The sequence below is a fragment of the Amycolatopsis sp. NPDC031561 genome, assembly GCF_055580625.1.
Genome location: NZ_JBVILA010000001.1, coordinates 1,117,191 through 1,138,030 on the forward strand (window position 1 = coordinate 1,117,191; position 20,840 = coordinate 1,138,030).

The following is a 20,840-nucleotide window of genomic DNA, read 5'->3' on the forward strand; positions in this document are numbered from 1 at the left end:
TCTCCTCCCCCCCCCCCCCCCCCCCCCCCCCCCCCCCCCCCCCCCCCTCCCCCCCCTCCCCCCCCCCCCCCCCCCCCCCACCACGGGGCAGTCGGGCGTGGGGGTCGTTCGGGGCGACGGTGTTGCGAAAGCCTCGTTCCCAACCTTCAGCGTTGTGAAGGTGGCTTTCGTAACACGCCACGTTCGCCTTGCCCTCCTCAGCGCAGGCGGGCGGCGCGAGCGTGGAGATAGCGCTGATGCGGCAGGTTCGTCGCACGCCGCGCTGCCTCCACATAGGACTCGATGGCGCCCGCGGTGTCCCCGGCCAGTTCGAGCAGATGCGCGCGGGCGGCGTGGAACCGATGGTCGCCGGAGACCCGGTCGCCGAGTTTTTCCAAGGCCGCCAACCCTTCTCGCGGGCCTTGGGCCATCCCGACGGCGACGGCGTGGTTCAGCGTCACCACGGGATTGTCGGAGAACCGCAGCAAAAGTTCGTAGAGGGCCTCGATCTGCGGCCAATCGGTCTCGTCCGCACTCGGTGCTTCGTCGTGCAGCGCGGCGATCGCGGCCTGGATCTGGAACTGCCCGGTCGGCCCGTGCGGCAGCGCCTCGGACAGCAGCGCGATCCCTTCGGTGACGTACTCGGTGTTCCAGCGGCTCCGGTCCTGTTCGGACATTGGGATCGGCGTACCGTCCGGTGCCGTCCTCGCCGGGCGGCGGGCATCCGTGAGCAGCATCAGCGCCAGCAGTCCGGTGATCTCGCTGTCCTCCGGCAGGAGCCGGTGGACGACCCTGGTCAGCCGGATGGCTTCGGTGGACAGCTCGCTCCGCGTCAGGTCAGGGCCGGACGTGCTGGCGTAACCCTCGTTGAAGATCAGGTACAGCACATGGAGGACGGCGTCCAGCCGCGCCGCCCGTGCGGCTTCCGGTGGCATGCCGAACGGGACGCCGCTGGTCTTGACGCTCGTCTTCGCGCGGCTGATCCGCCGGGTCATCGTCGCTTCGGGGACCAGGAACGCGCGGGCGATCTCCGCCGTGGTGAGGCCGCCGACGGCGCGGAGTGTCAGCGCGATCTGCGACGCCGGTGACAGGGACGGGTGGCAGCACAGGAAAAGCAGGATGAGCGTGTCGTCGGAATCAGCCGCCCGCCGGTCCGCCGCGGGCGCGAGGTGTTCCTCCGGCAACGTCCGCTGGACGACGGTGTCCTCGCGACGGCGCCGCGCCTGCTCGGCGCGGAGCAGATCGGTCAGCCGCCGCGAGGCGACCGTGATGAGCCACGCGCGCGGATCGTCGGGCCGTCCTTCGGCGGGCCATTGCGTCGCGGCCGCGAGAAGCGCCTCCTGTGTCGCGTCCTCCGCCAGGTCGAAGTGACCATAGCGGCGGACGACGGCGCCGAGGACCTGCGGCGAAAGCGTGCGCAGCAGGTCCTCGACACCGCTGTCCGGCACCTAGAGCTCCAGTTCTTCGAAGCTGTCGGCGCACGGCCGGATGTCGACGTACCACTCGTGGCCGAAGTCGGTGCCTTCCGGATGCGGGGTGGCCGCCAGTTTGGCCGCGATCTCGGTCGCGCGGTCGTAGCTCGCGCAGTCGACGGTCGTGTAGCCGACCAGGACCTCCTGCGTTTCGGCGTACGGCCCGTCGGTCACGACGGGCGCGCCGTCACGCAGGGAGACGCGGCGGGCGTGCGCCGGCTGGGAAAGGCCCTGCGCGTCGACGAACTCCCCGGACTCGACCAGGTCGTTGTTCCACTTGGCCATGAACTCGTGCAGGGCGGTGACCTCGTCCGCGCTCCACTTGCCGCCGATGCCGTCGAGCTCCTGCTGCGACCCGAACATCATGATCATGTACTTCACGGTTGTCTCCTCTCGGCAGGCACCGCTTCGGTGCCTTCTGCCGGAGACGTCGGAGCCGCCGGACAGGACCGGACATCGTTCGCCGGGAATTCTCCCTCAGCCGCGGTCGGCGGCGGTGTTCATCGCGTCGGCCGGTTCGAGGGTCCGCCCGCCGGTGATCTTGGCGTAGAGGTGCGCACCGCCGAGGACCGGCGGATATTTCGGCGGATTCCCGGGAGAGTGGCAGGTCGGGAGGCATTCGAACAGCGCGTCGTGATCACCGTCGAAGAAGAACGCCACGCTCCGGCGCCGCGAGGGCCCGGGCCCGGACGGCGGCACGACCCGGTGCAGCGTGGAGCGCCAGCGGTCGTTGGTCCACTGCGCGGTGAGGTCGCCGAGGTTCACCACCAGCGCGTCTTCGGCGGGGACGACGTCGTGCCAGGCACCGTCGGGACCGTGGATCTGCAGGCCGGGGACGGCATCGGCGTACAGGACGGTGACGATGCCGTAGTCGGTGTGCGCGCCGAGCCGCATCTGCCCGGGAAGCGGTTCGGGCGCCCCGGCGCGGCATTCGAAGTGATTCACCCGCAAGGTGCGCGTCGGATGCCGGGTATACGCCCCCAGGTAGCCGCCGGGGAGTCCGAGCGCCTGCTCGAAGATCTCCAGCAGGACCTTCGCGACGCGGTGCGCTTCCGCCTCGTAGGCGGTGAGCGCCGGCCGCAGGCGTTCCGGCAGACCGGGCCAGATGTTGGGCACGAAGAAGCCGTACGGATCGTCACCGTCGATGTCCTCCGCGCCGATCACGAACGACTCCGACAGGTCGGGCGGCGTCGTCTCGCCGAGGCTGTACGCCAGTCCTTCGGTGCCTTCGGCCGCGTACCCGCGATCCGAGGCGCGGTCGGCGGGCGCGGAGCGGAGCTTCTCCTCGACAGGGAGAGCGAAGAAGGCGGCTGTCGCTTCGCGCATCCCGTCGATCGTCGCCCGCGGGATGCCGTGCCCGACGAGCTGCAGGAATCCGACACGCGTCAAAGCCTCGTCGACGGTGTGCGCGAGCCGCGCGCGGTCGCCGTCGTCCCAGCCGCTCAGGTCGATCGTCGGTATGAGGGTCATGAGACGACGGTAGCCAGGACGGAGCCGGTGATCACGGGGCCGCGGTCATCCGATCGGGCGATCCGTCCTGCCCGATCGGCCGCGCTTCCCGCCGGGAACGGCGCAGGGCGGCCGAGCACAGCAGCCCGAGGACCAGCACGCCCATCGGGAGCAGGAAGGCGGTCTTGACCGCGGCCGCGGCCTCGTTCGCCCTGCCCGCCATCGAGGCGCTGGTCCGTCCCTGCAGCACCAAACCGACGGCCGCGCCGCCGAGGACCCCGCCGATCTGCCGCGCCGTGTTGAAGATGCCAGAAGCGCTGCCGACCAGCGACCGCTCGACCGAGTTGATGGTCACGTTGCTCATCGGGGAGAAGATGAACCCGACACCGAGACCGCACCACAGCAGCCCGGGGATCAAGGCCGCGGGCGAACTCGCCGGGATGATCACCAGCGAGAGGACGCACAGGCCGCCACACAGCGAGAACAGGCCGAACATCAGCGGGTACTTGGGGTGCGTCCGGTCCGACAACCGTCCCGCGAACGGCGCGACGGCGCCGGACATCAGGGCCAGCGGCGCGGTGAGCAGGCCGGCGTCGGTCGGGGACATTCCGAGCACCGACTGCAGGTAGATGGCCAGCACCAGGAGCGTGCTGGTCATCGCGAACCCGACCAGCACCGCTGTCGCGGCCCCCAGGGAGAAGTCGCGGTTGCGGAAGATCCGCAACGGCAGCAGCGGTTCGCGGCGGTTGACCCGTTGCCACAGGACGAAACCGCCCAGCAGCAGCACTCCCGCTCCGGCGTACCCCCATCCGTGGGTCCGTCCATTTTGGATTCCGAAGACGAGGCAGACGAGACCCGCGCCGAAGAGCAGGATGCCGGGAACGTCGAAGCGGTGCGAGTTCCCCGGTCTCCAGTCGGGCACGTGGACGGCGGTGAGCGCTAGGGCGATCAGCCCGATCGGAACGTTCGCGAAGAAGATCCATTCCCAGCCGAACCGGTCGACGAGCACCCCGCCGAGCACCGGACCGGTGATCATGGCGACGCCCGCGACACTGCCCCAGGCCCCCAGCGCCGGGCCGCGTTCGTCCGGCGGGAACAGATGCGTGATGAAGGCCGTCGTCTGCGGCGTCATCAGCGCGGCGCCGAGACCCTGCACCGCGCGGGCGGCGATCAGGGTTTCCATGTCACCGGAAAGCCCGCACCACAAGGACGCCCCGGTGAACACCACGAGCCCGGCGACGAAGACGCGTTTCGGGCCGAGCCGGTCACCCAGCCTGCTGGCGGGCAGGATCGGAACGGCGTAGGCGAGCAGGTACACGCTGGTCACCCAGATCACCGCGGTCAGTTCGGTACCGAGTTCGCGCACCATCGACGGCACCGCGGTGTTCACGATGGTCATGTCCAGCATGACCATGAAGAAACCCAGGCACAGCGCGAAAAGCGCGGACCAGGGCTTGACTCGCTTCGTCATCGGTCGTCCCGTCCTCGACGGCGAGGGGACGACGAGTGAGGCCCGGGGGCGGGTCGCTCGCCGTCCACCCCCGGTCAGCCTGCCTGCCGGACCATGTCACCGGCGCGTGGCACGACCGCCGGGCGGCCGATGCCCTGATAGGAAAGGCCCGTCCCGGCCACGATGAGCGGGTCGAGGAGGTTCCGGGTGTCGATGACGGCCCTGCCGTCGAGCCGGTCGGCGATCCGCGCCCAGTCGAGGGCGCGAAACTCCGGCCACTCGGTCAGCAGCACGATCGCCGCCGCGCCGTTCGCCGCGTGATAGGCGGTTCCCGTGATCCGCACACCGTCCGTCACTCCCGGCACCGGGGCGTGGACGCTGGGGTCGTAGCCGAACAGTTCCGCGCCTTCGGCGGCCAGCCGCCCGGCGACCGCCAGCGCCGGGGAGTCCCGCAAATCGTCCGTCCCGGCCTTGAACGTCAAGCCCAGCAGGCCGATCCGGGCGCCGGCCAGATCGCCTCCGACGGCCTTGCGCACCTTGTCGACCACCAGTTCCTGCTGCTTCAGGTTGGTTTCGATCGCCGCCCGCAGCAGGGCGAAATCGCTGCCGGCCGACTCCGCGGTGTGCAGGAGGGCGAAAGTGTCCTTCGGCAGGCAGGAACCACCCCAGCCCGGACCCGGCCGCAGGAAGGACTTGCCGATCCGTTCGTCGTACCCCATTCCCAGTGTCACGTCGTCGATATTCGCGTCGAGGTACTCGCACAACTCGGCGACGGTGTTCACAAAGGACAGACGGGTCGCCAGGTAGCAGTTGGACGCGTACTTGATCATCTCGGCGCTCGCGGAATCGGTCACCAGCACGGAAGTGTCGAGCTTCCCGTACAGGTCGGCGACGCGCTGGGCGGAGACCGGGTCACGATCGGCCGAACCGACCACGATCCGGTCGGGATTCAGGAAGTCGTGGACCGCGGACCCTTCGCGCAGGAACTCGGGATTGGACACGACGGCCACGTCCGCCCGATCGATCAGTTCCGCGACACGGGACGCGGTGCCGACGGGAACCGTCGACTTGTTCACCACGACGCATCCGGGCGCCAGCAGCTCCCGCACCTCGGCCACGACGAACTCCAGCGTCGTCAGATCCGCCGCACCGGTGGCGCTCATCGGTGTCGGCACGCACAGGATCACGATGCTCGCCTCGGACACCGCCGCGCTCGCGCCGAGGACGAATCCCAGCCTGCCGGACGCCAGCCCGTCCACCACCAGCTCGCAGATACCCGGCTCCCGGATGGTCGCCTCACCGCGGCTCAAGGCGTCGACCTTTTCCCGGTCGACATCCGCGCACACGACCTGATGTCCCAGTGACGAAAGGCAAGCGGCCGTGGTCAACCCGACATAACCCGCGCCGATCACGGCGACCTTGGTCCCGAACATTGCACTCATTCCCTTTGACCCTCCTGTTTTCGATGCCACCGGGCAGGACGGAGCCGTCCTGCCCGGTGGCATCGAGAGATGCGGACTTCGTGTTCGGATGCGTTACTTCGCGTGCGGGATCGCGCGGATGCCTTCGTAGGGGGTTTCTCTGCCGAGGTAGTCCACCGTTTCGAACAACCCGATCGCGTCCATCGGATAGCGAGCGCCCGCCTCGGCCGCGAAGATGCACGGAAGGATCTGCTTCCGCTCCGAGGCGGCGGCCTGGTTGCTCTTGCGGATGTGCTTGTGGGTGTGGATCAGGATGGGCATGTAGCCCCCGCCGAGGAACGAACCGGCCTGCAGGACCGCCCCACCGACGCAGTCGATCACGCAGCCCTTTCCGAGGATCGCGTCACGGCCCTGGTAGTAGTAGGAGGGCGTGGCGAGGGTGCCGTGCTCCACATGGAACACACCGGCCGCGAGACCGATGATCGAGCGGCCGCCGGTCCGCAGCACCGAGCGGTAGAAGTCGACCAGGATCGGCCGCACGGTCGTGTCCGGAAGCTGGAATTCCCCGCACATCAGCGTGATGCGCATCAACTCCGCGAGCGTGAGGTTGCTGCCGTTCTCGCCGGGGAACTCCTGGTCCCACGGCACCAGATAGTCCGAAGGGGACACCATGGTCGTCCCGACGTCCTCGAGGATCAGCCGTTCCGGCTCACCCGCCGGCGCCGTCTCCGCGACCCCGTTTCCGAGGACGCGCCCGGCGAGGAGGTACCGGCTCTCCAGCGTTTTCGCCCTGCTGGCCGCGATCAGGATGTTGAGCCTGCCGGTCACCGTGTCCGGGATGTCGAAAAGGTGATCGATGCCGTCGGTGGGGACGGCGATCTTCGCCTGCAGGCCGCGGACGGGCAGCGGCTCGTACGAGTCCACGACCTCCTCGAGGGCGCCGGTGAACTCGCCCGCTCCGACCTGGGCGAGCTTCTCCGCCGCCAGAGCCCGGTAGTCGAAGGGGATGGAGGTCGACGTCGACAGCACGATGTCGGCGAGCTGGGCGCGATACCGGTCGTCGTCCAGGGACGCCGCGGCCAGTTCCAAGGACAGGTAAGGGGAATCGTCACCGGGTCCGTGGACCCAGCTCGCGGTGAAGGGAGCTTCGAAACGGCACACCTGCGCGAACAACGCGCGGGCCGCGTCGTCGTTCTTGATCTGGCTCGTCACCTGAGCCACGGCCGCTTCCCTGTCCGATACTTCGGCCAGCATGTCCTTGGCCGGTCGCAACAGCGTCGAAAGGTCTTCGATGATCTGTGTCATGCTTCGCTCCCAATTCGTGCGAACTTCTCTTCGTTTTCCCGGTGATCGGTTTCCGTGGTGCGGGGGAAGGTCCCGGTGAACATGGCCGAACCCAGCGCCGCGAGGAACCGGTGCTCGGCAGGCCGTATCGCCGTGGTGCCCTCGTCGATGCGGTGCAAGAGTTCCAGCTGGGCCAGCAATGCCTCCTTGAAATGGTTGACGGCGATCACGGAGCGCCGCGCGGCGTTCCGGACGTGGACGAGGTGCAGGTTCTTGTAGTCGGGCTCCGAATCGAAGAACGGTTCGAAAACCAGGGTGACGTGTTCGCCGGAAGCGAGTTCCACGTCGGCGAAGCGATACCGGAACTCGGACCCGTACGGAATGACGGCGGGGGCGAGGTAACTCCTCGAAACACCCTCGGAGAACGCGAACCCCGCCAGATCGGCGAAGGCGATGGCGCCGGTCGACGACGTGTAGAGCTCGATTTCCGGCAGGCCCGCGGCCAAGGTCCGCACCCGCATTTCGGCGGTCACCGACATCGGCACCGTGCGCAGATAGGTCCGATACTGCTCGGCCGGAAGGATCGCGCGCAGAATGCTCAACATGTGGAAACCCTCGTAGCCGGCTTCGCCGTACTGGGTGTCGACGAACCTGCCGTTCGCGACGTCGAGCTCCCGGTTCTTGGTGAACTCCACGGTGATCTTCTTGATCGGATCGGCTTCGCCGACTTGCCGCACCGACTCCGCGAAGTGCCGCACGGCCTCGCTGTGGGAGTAGACGTCGTTGACGATGATCCGGGCACGGGGATTCCGCCGGATCATGCGCTGGAGACCGGCGAGGTCTTCCGGGTAGCAGGCCGGTTTCTCGAGCAGGATGCGGGCATCCGGCCGAATGCGCAGGATTTCCCCGACGACGGAAAGATGTGTGGCGGTCGGTGTGGCGACCACCCAGGCATCGACGCCCGAGGGATCGGGCACGCGGGCCACCCGGTCCCAATCGGCGCCGTTCCCGGTGTCGACGGTGCGGATCCGGTGGCCCGCTTCGCCGTAACACTCGGCATACAGCGACCCGATCTTGCCGAGCCCGACGATCACGATCTCCAGTTCATTCGGCGATGGTGACCGCATGGGCTTTGCCTCCCCTCGACCGAAGGGCGTGTCCCGCGGCGGACGTACCGGCCGCCCGGCCCAGCACGGCTCCCGCCATCAATCCGGTGCCGCCCGGATATCCCTGGTCGTAAAGGCCACCGGCGATCACGCCCGCCGCGTAGAGGCCGCTGATCGGTTCGCCGCCGCCGCCGCCACGGACTTCGGCGTCGGTGGTCACCGACAGCCCGCCGTAGGTGAAGGTCAGGCCGCAGACCACCGGAACGAACAGGAACGGAGGCGTGTCGAGGCGTTTCGGCGTTCGATCGGAATTCAGGCACCGGATTTCGGCGGTCAGGGTCGCGGCGTCGATACCGAGCCGCCGGGCGCCTTCCTCGATCGAGGAGACGCTCACCGCCGCCGGGTCGCCGAGGTAGCCGTCCGGGAGTGCACCCGCCGCGACGACCTGGTCGTCGAAGATCTGGAACGCGATCTTCCCCGGCTGCTCCTGGATCTTCTGCCCCAGCGTGACGTAGGTGAGGTTGCTGTAGCCGGACTCGTCGAAGAACCGGTGCCCTTCCCGGTTGACCACGACGCCCAGCGGGAAGGCGTACCTGGCCAGGCCGTGGGATTTGTGCATCTGCCCCGGCAGCATGTAGTCGGGCAACTGCACGCCCTGCGGCGTGGTGTGGCACTTTTCCCAGTTGCCCGCGGTGTCGGCGCCGAGTTCGACGGCCGCCGCCAGCGGAGCGCCTTCGTTGAACGGGACGCCTCGCAGCTTGACGTCCCGCCAGTCCTCTCCGAGGTGGAGTTCACGCAACCGCGTGTTCGCCTCGAAGCCGGCCGACGCCAGGATCAGCGCGTCGGCGAGTATCGGGAACGCGGGCCCCGATCCGTGGAGCAGATACCGGTCGCCGTCGGTCTTCTCGAAGCCGGTGACGGCGCTGTCGTACAAGACCGTTCCGCCGAGCTGGTCGAATCGGGCGAAGTTCCGGTCCTGCAGGCTCTGGCCGCCACCGTCGAGAACGATCGGCACATCGCCGGGAAGGGGAGTCGGTCTCGGCGCCCAACGCTGGCCGAAATCGCGCATCCAGGTGATCGTTTCCGTCGAACGGCGAATGATCGATTCGATCAGCGCGACGTCCACCTGACTTCCGGATACCCGCAACCAGTCGCCGAGATACTGCTCGTCCGTGTATTCCGATCGGCCGGCCAGTATCTCTTCGGCCCGGCCTTTGTCGGCCTCCCGGAGCAGGCTGGAGATGAATGATCTTCCTTGCCAAGAGAAACGCATGGTCCTGGTCAAGGAACTGTTCCCGCCGCGCAGTTCCTTCGGTGCGGCTTCGAGGACAGTGACGGAGGTGACGCCCGCCTGTAGTGCGGCTATACCCGCACAGAGACCGGCATTACCCGCTCCGACAATGACGACCTGCCTCTCGGTCACATCACTTTGCCCGCTGTGCATCAACAACGCTCCAGGTAATCCGGTGTTCGTTATTTTGATCGACTGATTTCGAGCCGGGCCGCCGGCAGGCATGCTGGGTGACGGTGTCCGCACTCACCGCTATCGGCTCACTGTCACCGATTCGGCGTAGTTATTCGGGACACCGTTGTCTGTGAACTGTCGATCCGCCGCCGGGATCGAGCGGACGAGCGCTCGTTCACCCTCCGAGCAGGCCTGATCGCTTCCCCCGTGCGGGCGGCGACGAGCGTCACCCGGTCTTCAAAGCGGGAATTCCCGTGGATGCCTTCCGAGGTAACCCTGGTGTTTCCGTCGAGTTTCCCGTCGGCACTGACGATGATCCCGCCGGTTCTTTTCGATTGCTCACTTTCGGAGCCCAGCCATTTCCGCGCCTCCCCCGGTGCGGTCGATGTGGGACCAACAGTGGTCAGCCTGACTTCCTGACCAGCGCGTGGGCAACCTTCGGCCAGTTCGGGCTTGTTCGAAACCGTTCGAGCGCGCCCGAACAGCAGATTCCGGCGCCGCTGATTGGCGGTATCGCGGCCGAGATGGCCTCAGTCAATCTAGAGCGATGATCGTTGAAGAGGGGGGCGACGACGGGGAGTCGCCGACAGAAGTTCCGCCACCGGACCCGGCCACTTCACCGGCTGAGTTCACAGCGGCACTGCGCGTATTGAGAACATGGTCCGGACTGACTTATCGACAGTTGTCCGGAAAGGCGACAGAACTCGGGGGAGCGCTTCCGGCGAGCACGATCGCGACCACTCTCGGCCGCACCACATTGCCTCGCGAGTCCTTCGTCGAAGCGTTCACGCGCGCGTGCGGACTCAGTGACGAGCAGGTGCGGCGGTGGCTCGACGCCAGGACGCGCATCGCGCTGGGAAGCCCGCCGCGTGTCGAGGAACGGATCGCCGTCGACGAGGTGGTGAGCGCCGTCGCGCTGCCGGAACCGCGGCGCTGGCAACGCTGGCGCGCGCCGTTGATCGTGGTCGCGATCGTGGGCATCGTCCTCGTCGGCGCGCTGGGATATCTGACCTGGCCCTTCACCACGTCCTCGAAGAACAAGGTCGCCGAGGCCACGGTGCCGGGGCTCGCCCTCCGCGAGATAGGCAGCTGGGCGCAGATCCGCCCCGCCCGCTCGCCCGAGTTCTGTCTCGCCGAGGGAAAGGACCGGACCCAGCTCTACTCGGGAACCGTCGTCGCCCAGCAACCCTGTGGGGAGGCCACCTCGCCCCGCGTGTTCATCGACCCCGTCGGGGACGTGAACGCCGTGCAGATCCAGTGGCACCATCCGGACACCGGGGTCGGCTGCCTCACGGTCGTCAACGAGGGAATGGGACACGACCTGATCGAACCCCGCGACGACTGTGGCGACGACAGTGCGGACCAGTTGTTCACCATCGGACCGGCAGGCCCGCCCGAAGCGGCGCAATACGTCATCAGTCCCGTCGGGACCAGCCAGTGCCTCGGCCTGCGTGACCAGGACACCGCCGCGGGGACCGAAGTCGTCCGGGAACGCTGCTCCGGCGCGCCCGACCAGTTGTTCCTCATCGACCTGATCCCGCCCCCTTGACCGGTCCAGACCACTCGCATCCTAACCAAGCGTGCCGATCCGTACCTCCGTGATCACTCCACGAGAAAGCTGGGAAAGCCGGGAACCAGGGACGGCCTCCCGACGACTTGTGGGGCTGAATCGTGCGGCCCGGCGAGCGGAGAGAGATGCACTGGTACGAGGACGACGACCTGTGGGTCGGCTTCGCGGACGTGATGTTCCCGCCCAGCCGGTCCGAAGAGGCCGAACACTTGACGGCCACGTCGCCGCTGCTCGCGGTCACCGAAGAGACGAAGGTGCTGGACCTGGCCTGCGGCCCGGCGATCCACGTCGTGCCGCTGGCCAGGAAAGGCGCCGACGTGACCGGCGTCGACCTCAGCCCGGCCATGCTCGAACGCGCGCGCGAGGCCTGCGAAAACGCGGGTGTCGCCGCGAAACTGATCCAGGCCGACATGCTCGAGTACGTCGAGCCCGGCGCGTACGACCTGATCGTCAACATGTACACGTCGTTCGGCTACTTCACCGAGCCCGGCGACAACCTCACCGTGCTGCGCAACGCCCACGCCAGCCTCGCGCCCGGTGGCAGGCTGCTGATCGACGTGCTCGGCAAGGAGGTGCTGGCCGGGTGGGTCGGCCGCCCCAAGGCGGTCGATATCGACGGCGGCACGGTGTTCATGCGCGACACCATCCTCGACGACTGGTCCCGGCTCAAGACCGAATGGACCCTGGTCCGCGGTGGTGAAGCGAAGCAGGCGTCGATCCTGTCCTTCCTGTACAGCGCGGCGGAACTGAAGGCGCTGTTCGAGACGGCGGGCTTCACCGACGTCGAGTGCTTCGGCGATTTCGACGGCTCGCCTTACGACAACCACGCGCGCCGCCTGATCGTGCGCGGTGAACGTGCCGGCTGAAACGCTCCGCCTGTTCGCGGAACCCGACGAAGGAACCGCCCGGCCGCTGCGGCTCACCGGGCCGGTGATCCTGCTGTCGGCGGCGCTCCTGATCTCGCTGATCGCGGGCATCGCGCTCGGCCCGACCACGGTCGCCCTCCCGGATGTCCTGCGCTACTTGGGGAAGGCGATCACCGGCGGGACCATCACCGGCGACGAGGTCACCGGGTACTCGATCGTCTGGCAGGTCCGCACCCCGCGCGTGCTGCTCGCGGCCGTGGTCGGCGCGGGACTCGCGGTGGTCGGGGTCGCGGTACAGGCCCTGGTCCGCAACGCCCTCGCCGATCCGTTCGTCCTCGGGATCTCCTCGGGCGCCTCGGTCGGCGCCGCCGCCGTCGTGGTGTTCGGCCTGTTCGCCGGGCTCGGCGTGCTGGCCTTGTCGACCGCCGCTTTCCTCGGGGCGCTGGGCGCGACGGGGCTGGTCTATCTGGCCGCCCGCAGCAAGTTCGGCCTGACGCCGTTGCGCCTGGTGCTCACCGGGGTCGCGCTCACCTACGCCTTCCAGGCCGTGATGAGCGTGCTCGTCTATCTCTCGCCGAACGGCCAGGCCGCGCAGACCGTGCTGTTCTGGCTGCTCGGCAGCCTCGGCGCGGCGACCTGGGCGTCCCTGCCGCTGGCCGCGCTCGGGGTGGCCGTCGCGATCGTGGTCCTGCTGCGCTACGGCACCGCGCTCGACGTCCTGTCCATGGGTGACGAAACCGCGATGAGCCTCGGCACCGACGCGGCCGCGTTGCGCCGCTGGCTCTTCCTGCTCACCGCTGTCGTCACCGGCCTGCTGGTGGCGGTGAGCGGCTCGATCGGGTTCGTCGGACTGGTCCTGCCGCATGTGGTGCGGATGGTCGCCGGTTCGGGACATCGCCGTGTGCTGGCGCTCGCGCCGCTGGTGGGCGCGGTCTTCCTGGTGTGGGTCGACCTGCTCGCCCGCACCCTCGTCGCGCCCGAGGAACTGCCGCTCGGCGTGATCACCGCGCTGATCGGCGTGCCGGTGTTCCTCGTGGTGATGCGGCGCCGCGGCTATGCGTTCGGGGGCCGCTGATGCTGTCCCTGAAGGAACTTTCCGTCGAGGTCGCCGGATCGACGCTGATCCGCGAGCTGCGGCTGGACGTCGGCGCGGGCGAGGTCGTCGGCCTCCTCGGTCCCAACGGAAGCGGTAAGTCGACAGCGTTGCGCTGCGTCTACCGGGCGCTGACGCCGTCCGGCGGCGCTGTCCTGCTCGACGGCACCGATCTCGCGGAGCAGAGCCTGCGCGACACCGCCCGCCGGATCGCCGCGCTCACCCAGGACAGCCGCGCGGATCTGGACTTCACCGTCGAGGAGGTCGTCGCGCTCGGCCGGTCGCCGCATCAGCGCGGCAACCTCCGGCTCTCGGCCCGCGAACGCGCGTTGTGCCGGGAAGCGTTGCGGCGCTTGGACATCACCCATCTCGCCCAGCGCAGTGTGCTGACACTCTCGGGCGGCGAACGGCAGCGGGTCCTGGTGGCGAGGGCGCTCGTGCAGGAACCCGAGGTGCTGGTCCTCGACGAGCCGACCAACCACCTCGACGTCCGTCACCAGGTGGAACTGCTGAAGTTCCTGCGCGACTGCGGGCTCACCGTGCTCGTCGCTTTGCACGATCTCAACCTCGCCGCCGCCGTCTGCCACCGGATCGCTTTGCTGCGCGGCGGATCGCTCGCCGCCTGCGGTGCCCCGGCCGAAGTGCTCACGCCCGAAACGGTCCGCGCGGTGTTCGGCGTGGAGGTCACCAGGGTGACCCATCCCGTGACCGGCGCTCTCCAGTTGCTCTACGACCTTCCCGCCGAAGAAACCGAGGGGATCTCACGATGAAGCCGTCCAGGGTGATCGCGCTCTTCACCGCGGCGCTGCTCCTGAGCGCCTGTGGTGCCCAGGTCGAGGCCGGACCGGCCGCACCGGCACAGGCCACGGTGACCAACTGCGGCGCGCAGGTCACCTTCCCGGCGCCGCAGCGTCCGGTGGCCTACGACGTCTCCGGCGCGGAGAAGATGTTCGCGCTCGGGCTCGCCGGCCGGATGCGCGGCTACGTCATGAACTCGCTCGGCGACCCGTCGATCGCCGGTTCGCCGTGGAAGGACGACTACGCCAAGGTCGAACGGCTCGGCACCTCCCGGGTCACCCGCGAGATCCTGGTCAACGCCAAGGCGGACTGGGTGATCGCGGGGTGGAACTCGGGCTTCAGCGAGGAGCGCGGGATCACCCCGAAGCTGCTCGACCAGGTCGGCATCCGCAGCTATCTGCACACCGAGACCTGCTGGGAGTACCCCACCGCGAAGGCCGAGGTGACACCGCTGGAGGCGCTCTACACCGACCTGCGCAACCTCGGCGACATCTTCGGCGTCCGCCAGCGGGCCGACGAACTGGTCACGGAACTCAAGGGACGCTTCGACAAGGTCCGCGCCGGAGCGCCGAAAACCCCGCCCGCCAAGGTGTTCGTCTACGACTCCGGCACCGACCAGCCCTTCACCTCCGGGAAACACGCAGCTCCCAACGACATCATCGACGCCGCGGGCGGGACCAACGTCTTCCGCGACCTCCAGGACGGCTGGGGCAGTGTCGGCTGGGAATCGGTGGTGAAGACCGAACCCGAGGTGATCGTCGTGGTGGACTACGCAGACCAGCCCGCGCAGGACAAGATCGCGTTCATCAAATCCGCGCCACAGCTGAAGAACACGCCCGCCGTGCGCGACAACCGGTTCCACGTCGTCTCCTACGGGGACCTCGTCAGCGGACCGCGTAACGCCGCGGGCGCCGAATCCTTGGCCGCATACCTGCGCTCGATCGGCCGGTGAGCGCGATGCCCGTCGAGACCGCCCCTCTGGTCCACGAGCACGTCACCGACGCGATCAAGACGCCGGCGCTGATCCGGCTCACGCCGAACGTCGTGCTGATCCGCTTCGAAACCCTGAAAGTCTACGCGGCACTCGGCGCCGTCCGGTCGCTGCTCGCCGACGGAACCGTCCGAAAAGGACAGACGCTGATCGACAGCTCCAGCGGGATCTACGCGCTCGCGCTGGCGATGGCCTGTCACCGCTACGGGCTGCGCTGCCATATCGTCGCGTCCACCACCGTCGATCTCACCATGCGTTCGCAACTGGAGATCCTGGGCGCGACGGTGGACCAGATGCCGCCGTCCGAGGACCTCCGCCTCGACCAGCGGCGCCGGGTCGCGCGCGTGCACGAGCTGCTGGAGTGCCATCCGGACATGCACTGGATGCGCCAGTATCACGATCCCGTCCACTACCTCGGCTACGGCGAGGTCGCCGATCTCGTCGCCCGCGCGCTGCCGTCCGGGCCGCTGACCGTCGTCGGCAGCGTGGGCACCGGCGCGTCGACCGGCGGGATCGCCCGGTCGCTGCGCGAACGCGATCCGGACGTCCGCCTGACCGGGGTCCAGCCGTTCGGGAGCGTCACCTTCGGCAGCGAGCGGTTCACCGATCCGGACGCGATCATCGCGGGCATCGGCTCCGCCATTCCGTTCGGCAACGTCGATCACGAGCTGTACGACCGGATCCACTGGCTGGACTTCGTGCACGCCATGGCCGCGACCGTCGGCCTGATGCGTGACCACGCCGTCTTCGCCGGGCTTTCCACCGGCGCCGCGTACCTCGTCGCGGGCTGGGAGGCGGCGCGGAATCCGGATCGGACGCATGTCGTCATCGGCGCCGACACCGGACACCGTTACACGACAAGGGTCTTCGCCCGGCACCGGGAAGCCGTCGACCCGGCGGGGCTCGCGCCACGGGAGATCGCCTCACTCGACGACCTCGCCCTGCCGTGGGCGGCGATGGAGTGGCGGCGCCGCAAGTTCGGGATACCCGCACAGCCGTCGTACCGGAAGGAACGGGTGTCATGACCGTCGTCCTGTTGGAAGCACTCACCTTCGGCCTCGGCAGGCTGGCCGACGCGGCGGCGGAAGCCGGGCGGAAACTGGTGCTGTTCACCGGAAACCGCGACATCTACCGTTACGAACTCGGTACCCTCGGGCCGGACAGGGTCGAGGTCGTCGACATCGACACCACCGACATCGCGGCCTGCGAAACGGCGTTGCGCGCCATCCCGGACCTCGCCGGGATCATCAACTCGACCGACACCTGGGCATTGCCGGGCGCTGAACTCACCGCCCGGCTCGGCCTGCCCGGTCCGGACGCGGCGGCCGTCCGCGTGCTGCGGGACAAGGGCGCGGTGCGTGACCTGCTGTACGACCACGGGCTCACCCGCGGCCGCCCGGTACCCGTCATGGTCGCCGAGGAACTCGGATTCCCTTTGGTGGTCAAAGATTCCTCGGGGACGTCGTCACGCGGGGTGTGGCTCGTCCGTGACGCGGCCGAACTCGAGCGGGCCAGGCGGGAGGCGAAGGACACGCCGCTCAAGGGGCACCTGATCGCCGAACCGTATTTCGCCGGTCCGCTCTACAGCGCGGAAACCGTCACCTGGCAAGGAAGGACCCGGCTGCTCGGGATCCTCTCCCGGCAGATGTCGCCCGAGCCCGTGCGGCGCGAGGAAGCCGCCGCGTTCCCGGTGGCCTTCCCGGAGGCCGAGTACGCCGGGTTGACCGACTGGATCGGCCAGGTGCTCAAAGCCGCCGGACACGAACAGGGCTTCGCGCACACCGAGTTCGTCCTCACCGCCGATGGGCCGGAGGTCGTCGAGATCAACATCCGGATCGGCGGGGCGATGCTCGGCGAGGCCTTGTGCCGGTCGCTGGACACCAACGTCTATTCCGCGATGATCTCGATGGCGCTGGGCGAGGAACCCGCCCTGCTCACGCAGAAGATCGGCGGGGGACCGGGCATCGCGTTCGTCCTGGCGTACCCGACCGCGGAAGGCGTGCTGACAGGCTGGTCCGGACTCGACCGGTTACCCGGCCTTCCCGGCGCGCCGGAGTGGTACCCGACGGCGAGCCCCGGTGACGAGATCCGGCACCTCGCGGATCAGCGATCCTGTACCGGGATCGTGCTGGCCGAAGGGCCGACGGCGGAACTCGCGCTGCATCGCGCCCTCGCGGCGGCGGGTGGGGTCACGCCGGAGATCACTTCTTGAGAATCCTCTCAGATGGATAGCTCTACTTTCTGTTTTGGGAAGTAGAGCTATCCATCTGGAGGGCTATGGGCGAAGCAGTGGGCAGGCGCGCCGTGCTCGGGGGCGCGGCGGCGGCCGGTGTCGCGATGCTGGCCGGGAACACCGCCACGGCACAGGAGAGCCGCCGGCGGTTCTCGGGCAAGGTCGTGATCGTCACGGGGGCGACGTCGGGCATCGGCAGGGCGGCGGCCATCGCCGCGGCCGGTGCCAAGGTCGGTTTCTGTGGCAGGCGGGAAGAACTCGGCCGCGAGGTCGAACGGGAGATCCGGCGCGCGGGCGGGGAGGCGACCTATCTCCGGGTGGACGTCCGGGTCCCCGAACAGGTCCAGGCGTTCGTGGACGGTGTCGTCCGCCGGTACGGCAGGCTCGACATCGCGTTCAACAACGCCGGAATACACCTCGGCAAACCGTTGCACGAGATCTCCGTCGACGAGTGGGAGGACGTGCAGCGCACCAACGCGCGCGGCGTGTTCCTCTCGATCAAGTACGAGGTTCCGCACCTGCTGAAAGCGGGCGGCGGGGTGATCGTCTGTACCGCGTCGGCGCAGGCCGAGCAGACCCGTCCGGGGCACGCCGCCTACACCTCGAGCAAACGCGCCGTGCAGGGTCTGGTGCGCGCGGCCGCGCTGGACTACGGCGCGAAGGGGATCGGGGTGCTTTCGATCGACCCGGGCACGACCGACACCCGGCTGGTACGCCCGCCGGGCATCCCGGATGGTCATGCCGCCCGGAGCCACTCCGCCCAGCTGAGGTTCGCCCGGCTGAGGTTCCCAATGTCGCATTCGAGACGCTCAGCGACTCAAATGCGACATTGGGAACCTCGCGGTCGCGGAGCAGTCGCGCGACAATCGAGCGGAGGCGGAGCAGCTCACGAGCCGCCGGGCACGCACTTCTTGGCGGCGGCCACGGCGGCCAGCAGATCCGGTGTCGCCATCTTGACCGACGCGAACGGATCGGTGGTCTCCAAGAGTGGCTTCTGGGCCGACTCCAGGGCCTTGAGCGCGGCGTCCAGCGCGGTCTGGCTCTGGGAGGAGTCCAGCTTCCGTTTCCCTTCCGCCGCCGCGTCCCGCGCCGTCGTGTAACTGTCCACAAGGGACTTCCTCGCGGTGTCCCCGCCGGGTATCGGTGACGCGGGCAGCGCGTTCAGTTCCTCGACGACCTTGCCCGCCAGCTGGGCGCGGACCCCGAGGTTGTCACTGAGCCAGGGCCGCGTCACCTCGACGCCGGAACCCTGCCTGCTCGCGTGCTCGTTGCTGCCCTTCACGAAGCCGTAGATCGCGCCGCACATCCCGTCCAGCCAGGCCACCGTCCGGACGTCCGGTTCGGGCGCGGTGGACGTCGGCGTGACGGTGACCGTCGGCGGAGCGAACGGTGCCTCTCCCGAACAGGCTGTCACCGCGAACAGGGCCCCTACCAGTGGAACAAGCAGGGTTTTCGGCTTCATGGGACTCCGTTCGCGGGTGACGCTCCGGTCAGTGGGGAGACGCGCAGCTCTTGGCCTCGGCCGCCGCGGCCATCAGCTCGGGCGTCTCGATCTTGAGCGCGGGCATGAGGTCTGGCGTGTCCGTGACCGGTTTCTGGACGGCGTCCATCGCCTTGATCGCCGCGTCCATGGCGGCTTCGTTCCCGGACTTCTCCAAACGCTGCTTTCCGGCGGCCGCCGCGTCCCTCGCCGCGGTGTACTGGTCCACAAGGGACTTCCTCACCGCGTCACCGCCGGGGATCGGCGATGCGGGCAGCGCGTTCAGGTCGTCGACCGCCTTGCCCGCGAATCCCGCACGGATCCCGAGTTCTTCCTTCAGCGCGTTACGGGTCACTTCGACCCCGGACTGTTGCTTGCGCGAGTATTCGTCGTGGGCCTTCATGAAGCCGTACACCGCGCCGCACACCCCGTCGAGCCACGCGACGGTCTTGGCGTCCGGCCCGGCGGGCGGCGCGGGCACCGTGGACGACGGGGTGGCGGTGACCGTCACGGGCGCCGGTGGCGGCTCCCCGGAACACGCCGCCGTCGCGAACAGGGCTCCCACCAGGGAAACGAGCAGAAGTTTCGTTTTCATCGGATCTCCCCTCCGGGGTGAACACGTTCCGGAGGGGCCGGGGGTTGCCTGACGGCTTCAGCCGCAGTCGCCCATGATCCGCGCCAGTTCCCCGGGCAGCATCGGCGGTTCCGGCAGCGGGGTCGCGGCGGGCGCCCGCATCCCGTCGAACAGCAGGGCGAGATGGCGTCGCCAGACCTCCGGCCGGACGGCCGCGGTCGCCTCCACGGTGCGCGCGATCCCCCAGGTCACGAAGGCCATGTCCTCGAGGGTGAGATCGGCGCGCAGGGCTCCGCTCTCCTTGGCGCGCTCGACGACGCGGGTCATGAGGTCGTATCCGCGTTCGAGATCCTCGGCCAGTGGCGGCCGCGTCGAGGCCAGTTCGTTGTAGCCGCGATCGGCGGCCTGCAGTTCGCAGATCCGTTCGAAGAAGGACGTCAGCCCGGCCCAGGCGTCTTCGAGGGACAGCGCGTGCTCGGCCAGTTTCGCGACGGTTTCGGTCCGGTCGGCGAACACGGCGTTCACCAGATCCGCGCGCTGGGGGAAGTGGTTGTACAACGTGCCGATGCTGACGCCGGCGGTCTTGGCGATCTCTTCGAGCGCGACGTCGAGGCCGCGCGCCGCGTAGAGCCCCCTGGCGGCCTCGATCAGCAGGTCGCGGTTGCGCTGGGCGTCCTTCCTCATGACGGCATCGTAGTCAAGTTGAAGGTGGCCTCGAGTTGTGTGTACCTTCGGAGAAGTTGAGGGCATCCTCAACTTAAGCTTCTGGGAGGACATATGACCAAGACGCTCGCGATCTTCGGCGCCGGACCGGTGCTGGGACTGTCGCTCGCGCGGCGCTTCGGCCGCGAGGGCTTCCGGATCGCCCTCGTCGCGCGCACCACCGAGAACCTCGACGCGCTCGTCGCCGAACTGGACGGCGACGGCATCGAAGCGAGCGGACACGTCGCCGACGTCTACGAACCGGCCCAGATCGCGGCCGCCGTCACCGCCATCGGCCGGATCGACGCGGTCGCGTTCAACCCCGGCGGCGGGGGCATGGGCGAGGGCATCGCGCCGGTGCTCGACGTCGACCCGGAGAACCTGCGGCTGATCCTGGACCGGTTCCTGGTGTCGGCGGTGGCGCTGGTGCGGGCGGTCCTGCCCGCCATGACCGAGCGCGGCGACGGCGCGATCCTGTTCACCGCGGGCCAATCCGGCCTGCACCCGGCGCCGTTCCTCGGCAACGCGGGCATGGCGCAGGCGGCGCTGCGGAACTACTTCCACAACCTGAACGCGGTGCTCGCCGAGAAGGGCGTCTACGCCGGAGCCGTCAATATCGGGGCGCTGATCGAGGGCAGCGTCCCGCATCGGGTGCTCACCTCGAGCCCGCTGGACTTCGAACCCGAGGTGATCCACCCGGATGTCTTCGCCGACGCTTTCTGGAAGCTGTACGCGACGCGTGAGGCTCCCGAAGCGCTGGTCGGGTCGTTCGGTAGGTGACGTCGTGAGTGGTAAGCGCGGTTAGAACCGTCTGTCTGAGTTCAGGACATCGTGAACAGTCGATGTTTCAGGACATCGTGAACACTGACCGGCCTGTCGGCGTGGTGACCAGGGTGTTCGTTGTGAT

19 protein-coding genes are annotated in these 20,840 nt (G+C 68.6%); 9 read left to right on the forward strand and 10 right to left on the reverse strand.

From position 1 onward, the window contains the following. Window positions 1-197: 197 nt before the first annotated feature. From ACZ5IK_RS05380 to ACZ5IK_RS05415, 8 genes are all read right to left on the reverse strand, one after another. The gene (locus tag ACZ5IK_RS05380) at window positions 198-1,427 is read right to left on the reverse strand and encodes an RNA polymerase sigma factor (RefSeq protein ID WP_465486655.1); all 1,230 of its coding nucleotides are present in this window, start codon (window positions 1,425-1,427) and stop codon (window positions 198-200) included. Beyond that, the gene (locus ACZ5IK_RS05385; RefSeq protein WP_465486716.1) at window positions 1,428-1,823 is read right to left on the reverse strand and encodes a YciI family protein; all 396 of its coding nucleotides are present in this window, start codon (window positions 1,821-1,823) and stop codon (window positions 1,428-1,430) included. Window positions 1,824-1,928: 105 nt separating this feature from the next. Then, window positions 1,929-2,921 (reverse strand): isopenicillin N synthase family dioxygenase, encoded by a 993-nt coding sequence (locus ACZ5IK_RS05390; protein WP_465486656.1) that lies wholly within the window; start codon window positions 2,919-2,921, stop codon window positions 1,929-1,931. A gap of 31 nt (window positions 2,922-2,952) precedes the next feature. Further along, window positions 2,953-4,371 carry an MFS transporter gene (locus ACZ5IK_RS05395; RefSeq protein WP_465486657.1) on the reverse strand — a complete coding sequence of 473 codons (1,419 nt, stop codon included), beginning with the start codon at window positions 4,369-4,371 and terminating at the stop codon, window positions 2,953-2,955. A gap of 74 nt (window positions 4,372-4,445) precedes the next feature. After that, window positions 4,446-5,783: a UDP-glucose dehydrogenase family protein gene (locus ACZ5IK_RS05400; protein WP_465486717.1), complete on the reverse strand. Its 1,338-nt coding sequence runs from the start codon at window positions 5,781-5,783 to the stop codon at window positions 4,446-4,448. 102 nt (window positions 5,784-5,885) lie between these two features. Next, window positions 5,886-7,076 carry a hypothetical protein gene (locus ACZ5IK_RS05405; RefSeq protein WP_465486658.1) on the reverse strand — a complete coding sequence of 397 codons (1,191 nt, stop codon included), beginning with the start codon at window positions 7,074-7,076 and terminating at the stop codon, window positions 5,886-5,888. Beyond that, entirely contained in the window at window positions 7,073-8,182 is a 1,110-nt protein-coding gene (locus ACZ5IK_RS05410; protein ID WP_465486659.1) for a Gfo/Idh/MocA family oxidoreductase, read from the reverse strand. Before ACZ5IK_RS05410 ends, ACZ5IK_RS05405 begins: the two co-directional genes overlap by 4 nt. Continuing rightward, the gene (locus ACZ5IK_RS05415) at window positions 8,160-9,584 is read right to left on the reverse strand and encodes an FAD-binding protein (RefSeq protein WP_465486660.1); all 1,425 of its coding nucleotides are present in this window, start codon (window positions 9,582-9,584) and stop codon (window positions 8,160-8,162) included. Before ACZ5IK_RS05415 ends, ACZ5IK_RS05410 begins: the two co-directional genes overlap by 23 nt. A gap of 589 nt (window positions 9,585-10,173) precedes the next feature. On the opposite strand from ACZ5IK_RS05415, the gene ACZ5IK_RS05420 reads away from it, so the two are divergent. The 8 genes from ACZ5IK_RS05420 to ACZ5IK_RS05455 all read left to right on the forward strand — a co-directional run bounded on the left by ACZ5IK_RS05420 (window position 10,174) and on the right by ACZ5IK_RS05455 (window position 18,277). After that, complete coding sequence (locus ACZ5IK_RS05420; RefSeq protein ID WP_465486661.1) at window positions 10,174-11,175, forward strand: helix-turn-helix domain-containing protein; 1,002 nt, start codon at window positions 10,174-10,176, stop codon at window positions 11,173-11,175. Window positions 11,176-11,321: 146 nt separating this feature from the next. Then, window positions 11,322-12,062, forward strand: coding sequence for a class I SAM-dependent methyltransferase (locus ACZ5IK_RS05425; RefSeq protein ID WP_465486662.1), 741 nt, complete (start codon window positions 11,322-11,324; stop codon window positions 12,060-12,062). Then, the gene (locus tag ACZ5IK_RS05430) at window positions 12,052-13,137 is read left to right on the forward strand and encodes a FecCD family ABC transporter permease (protein WP_465486663.1); all 1,086 of its coding nucleotides are present in this window, start codon (window positions 12,052-12,054) and stop codon (window positions 13,135-13,137) included. Before ACZ5IK_RS05425 ends, ACZ5IK_RS05430 begins: the two co-directional genes overlap by 11 nt. Next, window positions 13,137-13,925, forward strand: coding sequence for an ABC transporter ATP-binding protein (locus tag ACZ5IK_RS05435; protein ID WP_465486664.1), 789 nt, complete (start codon window positions 13,137-13,139; stop codon window positions 13,923-13,925). Before ACZ5IK_RS05430 ends, ACZ5IK_RS05435 begins: the two co-directional genes overlap by 1 nt. Next, window positions 13,922-14,905 carry an ABC transporter substrate-binding protein gene (locus ACZ5IK_RS05440; RefSeq protein WP_465486665.1) on the forward strand — a complete coding sequence of 328 codons (984 nt, stop codon included), beginning with the start codon at window positions 13,922-13,924 and terminating at the stop codon, window positions 14,903-14,905. Before ACZ5IK_RS05435 ends, ACZ5IK_RS05440 begins: the two co-directional genes overlap by 4 nt. Before the next feature lie 5 nt (window positions 14,906-14,910). Further along, the gene (locus tag ACZ5IK_RS05445) at window positions 14,911-15,969 is read left to right on the forward strand and encodes a cysteine synthase family protein (protein ID WP_465486666.1); all 1,059 of its coding nucleotides are present in this window, start codon (window positions 14,911-14,913) and stop codon (window positions 15,967-15,969) included. Continuing rightward, on the forward strand, window positions 15,966-17,156 hold the full coding sequence (locus ACZ5IK_RS05450; protein ID WP_465486667.1) for an ATP-grasp domain-containing protein: 1,191 nt from the start codon (window positions 15,966-15,968) through the stop codon (window positions 17,154-17,156). The genes ACZ5IK_RS05445 and ACZ5IK_RS05450 overlap by 4 nt, the downstream gene beginning before the upstream one ends. A 65-nt stretch (window positions 17,157-17,221) precedes the next feature. Next, on the forward strand, window positions 17,222-18,277 hold the full coding sequence (locus ACZ5IK_RS05455) for an SDR family NAD(P)-dependent oxidoreductase (RefSeq protein WP_465486668.1): 1,056 nt from the start codon (window positions 17,222-17,224) through the stop codon (window positions 18,275-18,277). 390 nt (window positions 18,278-18,667) lie between these two features. Here ACZ5IK_RS05455 and ACZ5IK_RS05460 read toward each other — a convergent pair whose 3' ends face one another. Both ACZ5IK_RS05460 and ACZ5IK_RS05465 read right to left on the reverse strand, forming a co-directional pair. Then, entirely contained in the window at window positions 18,668-19,252 is a 585-nt protein-coding gene (locus tag ACZ5IK_RS05460) for a hypothetical protein (RefSeq protein WP_465486669.1), read from the reverse strand. Window positions 19,253-19,309: 57 nt separating this feature from the next. After that, window positions 19,310-19,915: a TetR/AcrR family transcriptional regulator gene (locus tag ACZ5IK_RS05465; protein ID WP_465486670.1), complete on the reverse strand. Its 606-nt coding sequence runs from the start codon at window positions 19,913-19,915 to the stop codon at window positions 19,310-19,312. A gap of 93 nt (window positions 19,916-20,008) precedes the next feature. Here ACZ5IK_RS05465 and ACZ5IK_RS05470 point away from each other — a divergent pair, with 93 nt between their 5' ends. Beyond that, window positions 20,009-20,713: an SDR family NAD(P)-dependent oxidoreductase gene (locus tag ACZ5IK_RS05470; protein ID WP_465486671.1), complete on the forward strand. Its 705-nt coding sequence runs from the start codon at window positions 20,009-20,011 to the stop codon at window positions 20,711-20,713. Window positions 20,714-20,840: the final 127 nt, after the last annotated feature.

What these genes read in the sequence shown, in the direction of transcription:
- ACZ5IK_RS05395 (WP_465486657.1), bottom strand. Translation starts at nt 4,371, where the DNA reads ATGACGAAGCGAGTCAAGCCCTGGTCCGCGCTTTTCGCGCTGTGCCTG.
- ACZ5IK_RS05420 (WP_465486661.1), top strand. Translation starts at nt 10,174, where the DNA reads ATGATCGTTGAAGAGGGGGGCGACGACGGGGAGTCGCCGACAGAAGTT.
- ACZ5IK_RS05425 (WP_465486662.1), top strand. Translation starts at nt 11,322, where the DNA reads ATGCACTGGTACGAGGACGACGACCTGTGGGTCGGCTTCGCGGACGTG.
- ACZ5IK_RS05450 (WP_465486667.1), top strand. Translation starts at nt 15,966, where the DNA reads ATGACCGTCGTCCTGTTGGAAGCACTCACCTTCGGCCTCGGCAGGCTG.
- ACZ5IK_RS05470 (WP_465486671.1), top strand. Translation starts at nt 20,009, where the DNA reads ATGACCAAGACGCTCGCGATCTTCGGCGCCGGACCGGTGCTGGGACTG.
- ACZ5IK_RS05440 (WP_465486665.1), top strand. Translation starts at nt 13,922, where the DNA reads ATGAAGCCGTCCAGGGTGATCGCGCTCTTCACCGCGGCGCTGCTCCTG.
- ACZ5IK_RS05410 (WP_465486659.1), bottom strand. Translation starts at nt 8,182, where the DNA reads ATGCGGTCACCATCGCCGAATGAACTGGAGATCGTGATCGTCGGGCTC.
- ACZ5IK_RS05465 (WP_465486670.1), bottom strand. Translation starts at nt 19,915, where the DNA reads ATGAGGAAGGACGCCCAGCGCAACCGCGACCTGCTGATCGAGGCCGCC.
- ACZ5IK_RS05400 (WP_465486717.1), bottom strand. Translation starts at nt 5,783, where the DNA reads ATGTTCGGGACCAAGGTCGCCGTGATCGGCGCGGGTTATGTCGGGTTG.
- ACZ5IK_RS05390 (WP_465486656.1), bottom strand. Translation starts at nt 2,921, where the DNA reads ATGACCCTCATACCGACGATCGACCTGAGCGGCTGGGACGACGGCGAC.
- ACZ5IK_RS05445 (WP_465486666.1), top strand. Translation starts at nt 14,911, where the DNA reads ATGCCCGTCGAGACCGCCCCTCTGGTCCACGAGCACGTCACCGACGCG.
- ACZ5IK_RS05455 (WP_465486668.1), top strand. Translation starts at nt 17,222, where the DNA reads ATGGGCGAAGCAGTGGGCAGGCGCGCCGTGCTCGGGGGCGCGGCGGCG.
- ACZ5IK_RS05435 (WP_465486664.1), top strand. Translation starts at nt 13,137, where the DNA reads ATGCTGTCCCTGAAGGAACTTTCCGTCGAGGTCGCCGGATCGACGCTG.
- ACZ5IK_RS05460 (WP_465486669.1), bottom strand. Translation starts at nt 19,252, where the DNA reads ATGAAAACGAAACTTCTGCTCGTTTCCCTGGTGGGAGCCCTGTTCGCG.
- ACZ5IK_RS05405 (WP_465486658.1), bottom strand. Translation starts at nt 7,076, where the DNA reads ATGACACAGATCATCGAAGACCTTTCGACGCTGTTGCGACCGGCCAAG.
- ACZ5IK_RS05385 (WP_465486716.1), bottom strand. Translation starts at nt 1,823, where the DNA reads ATGATCATGATGTTCGGGTCGCAGCAGGAGCTCGACGGCATCGGCGGC.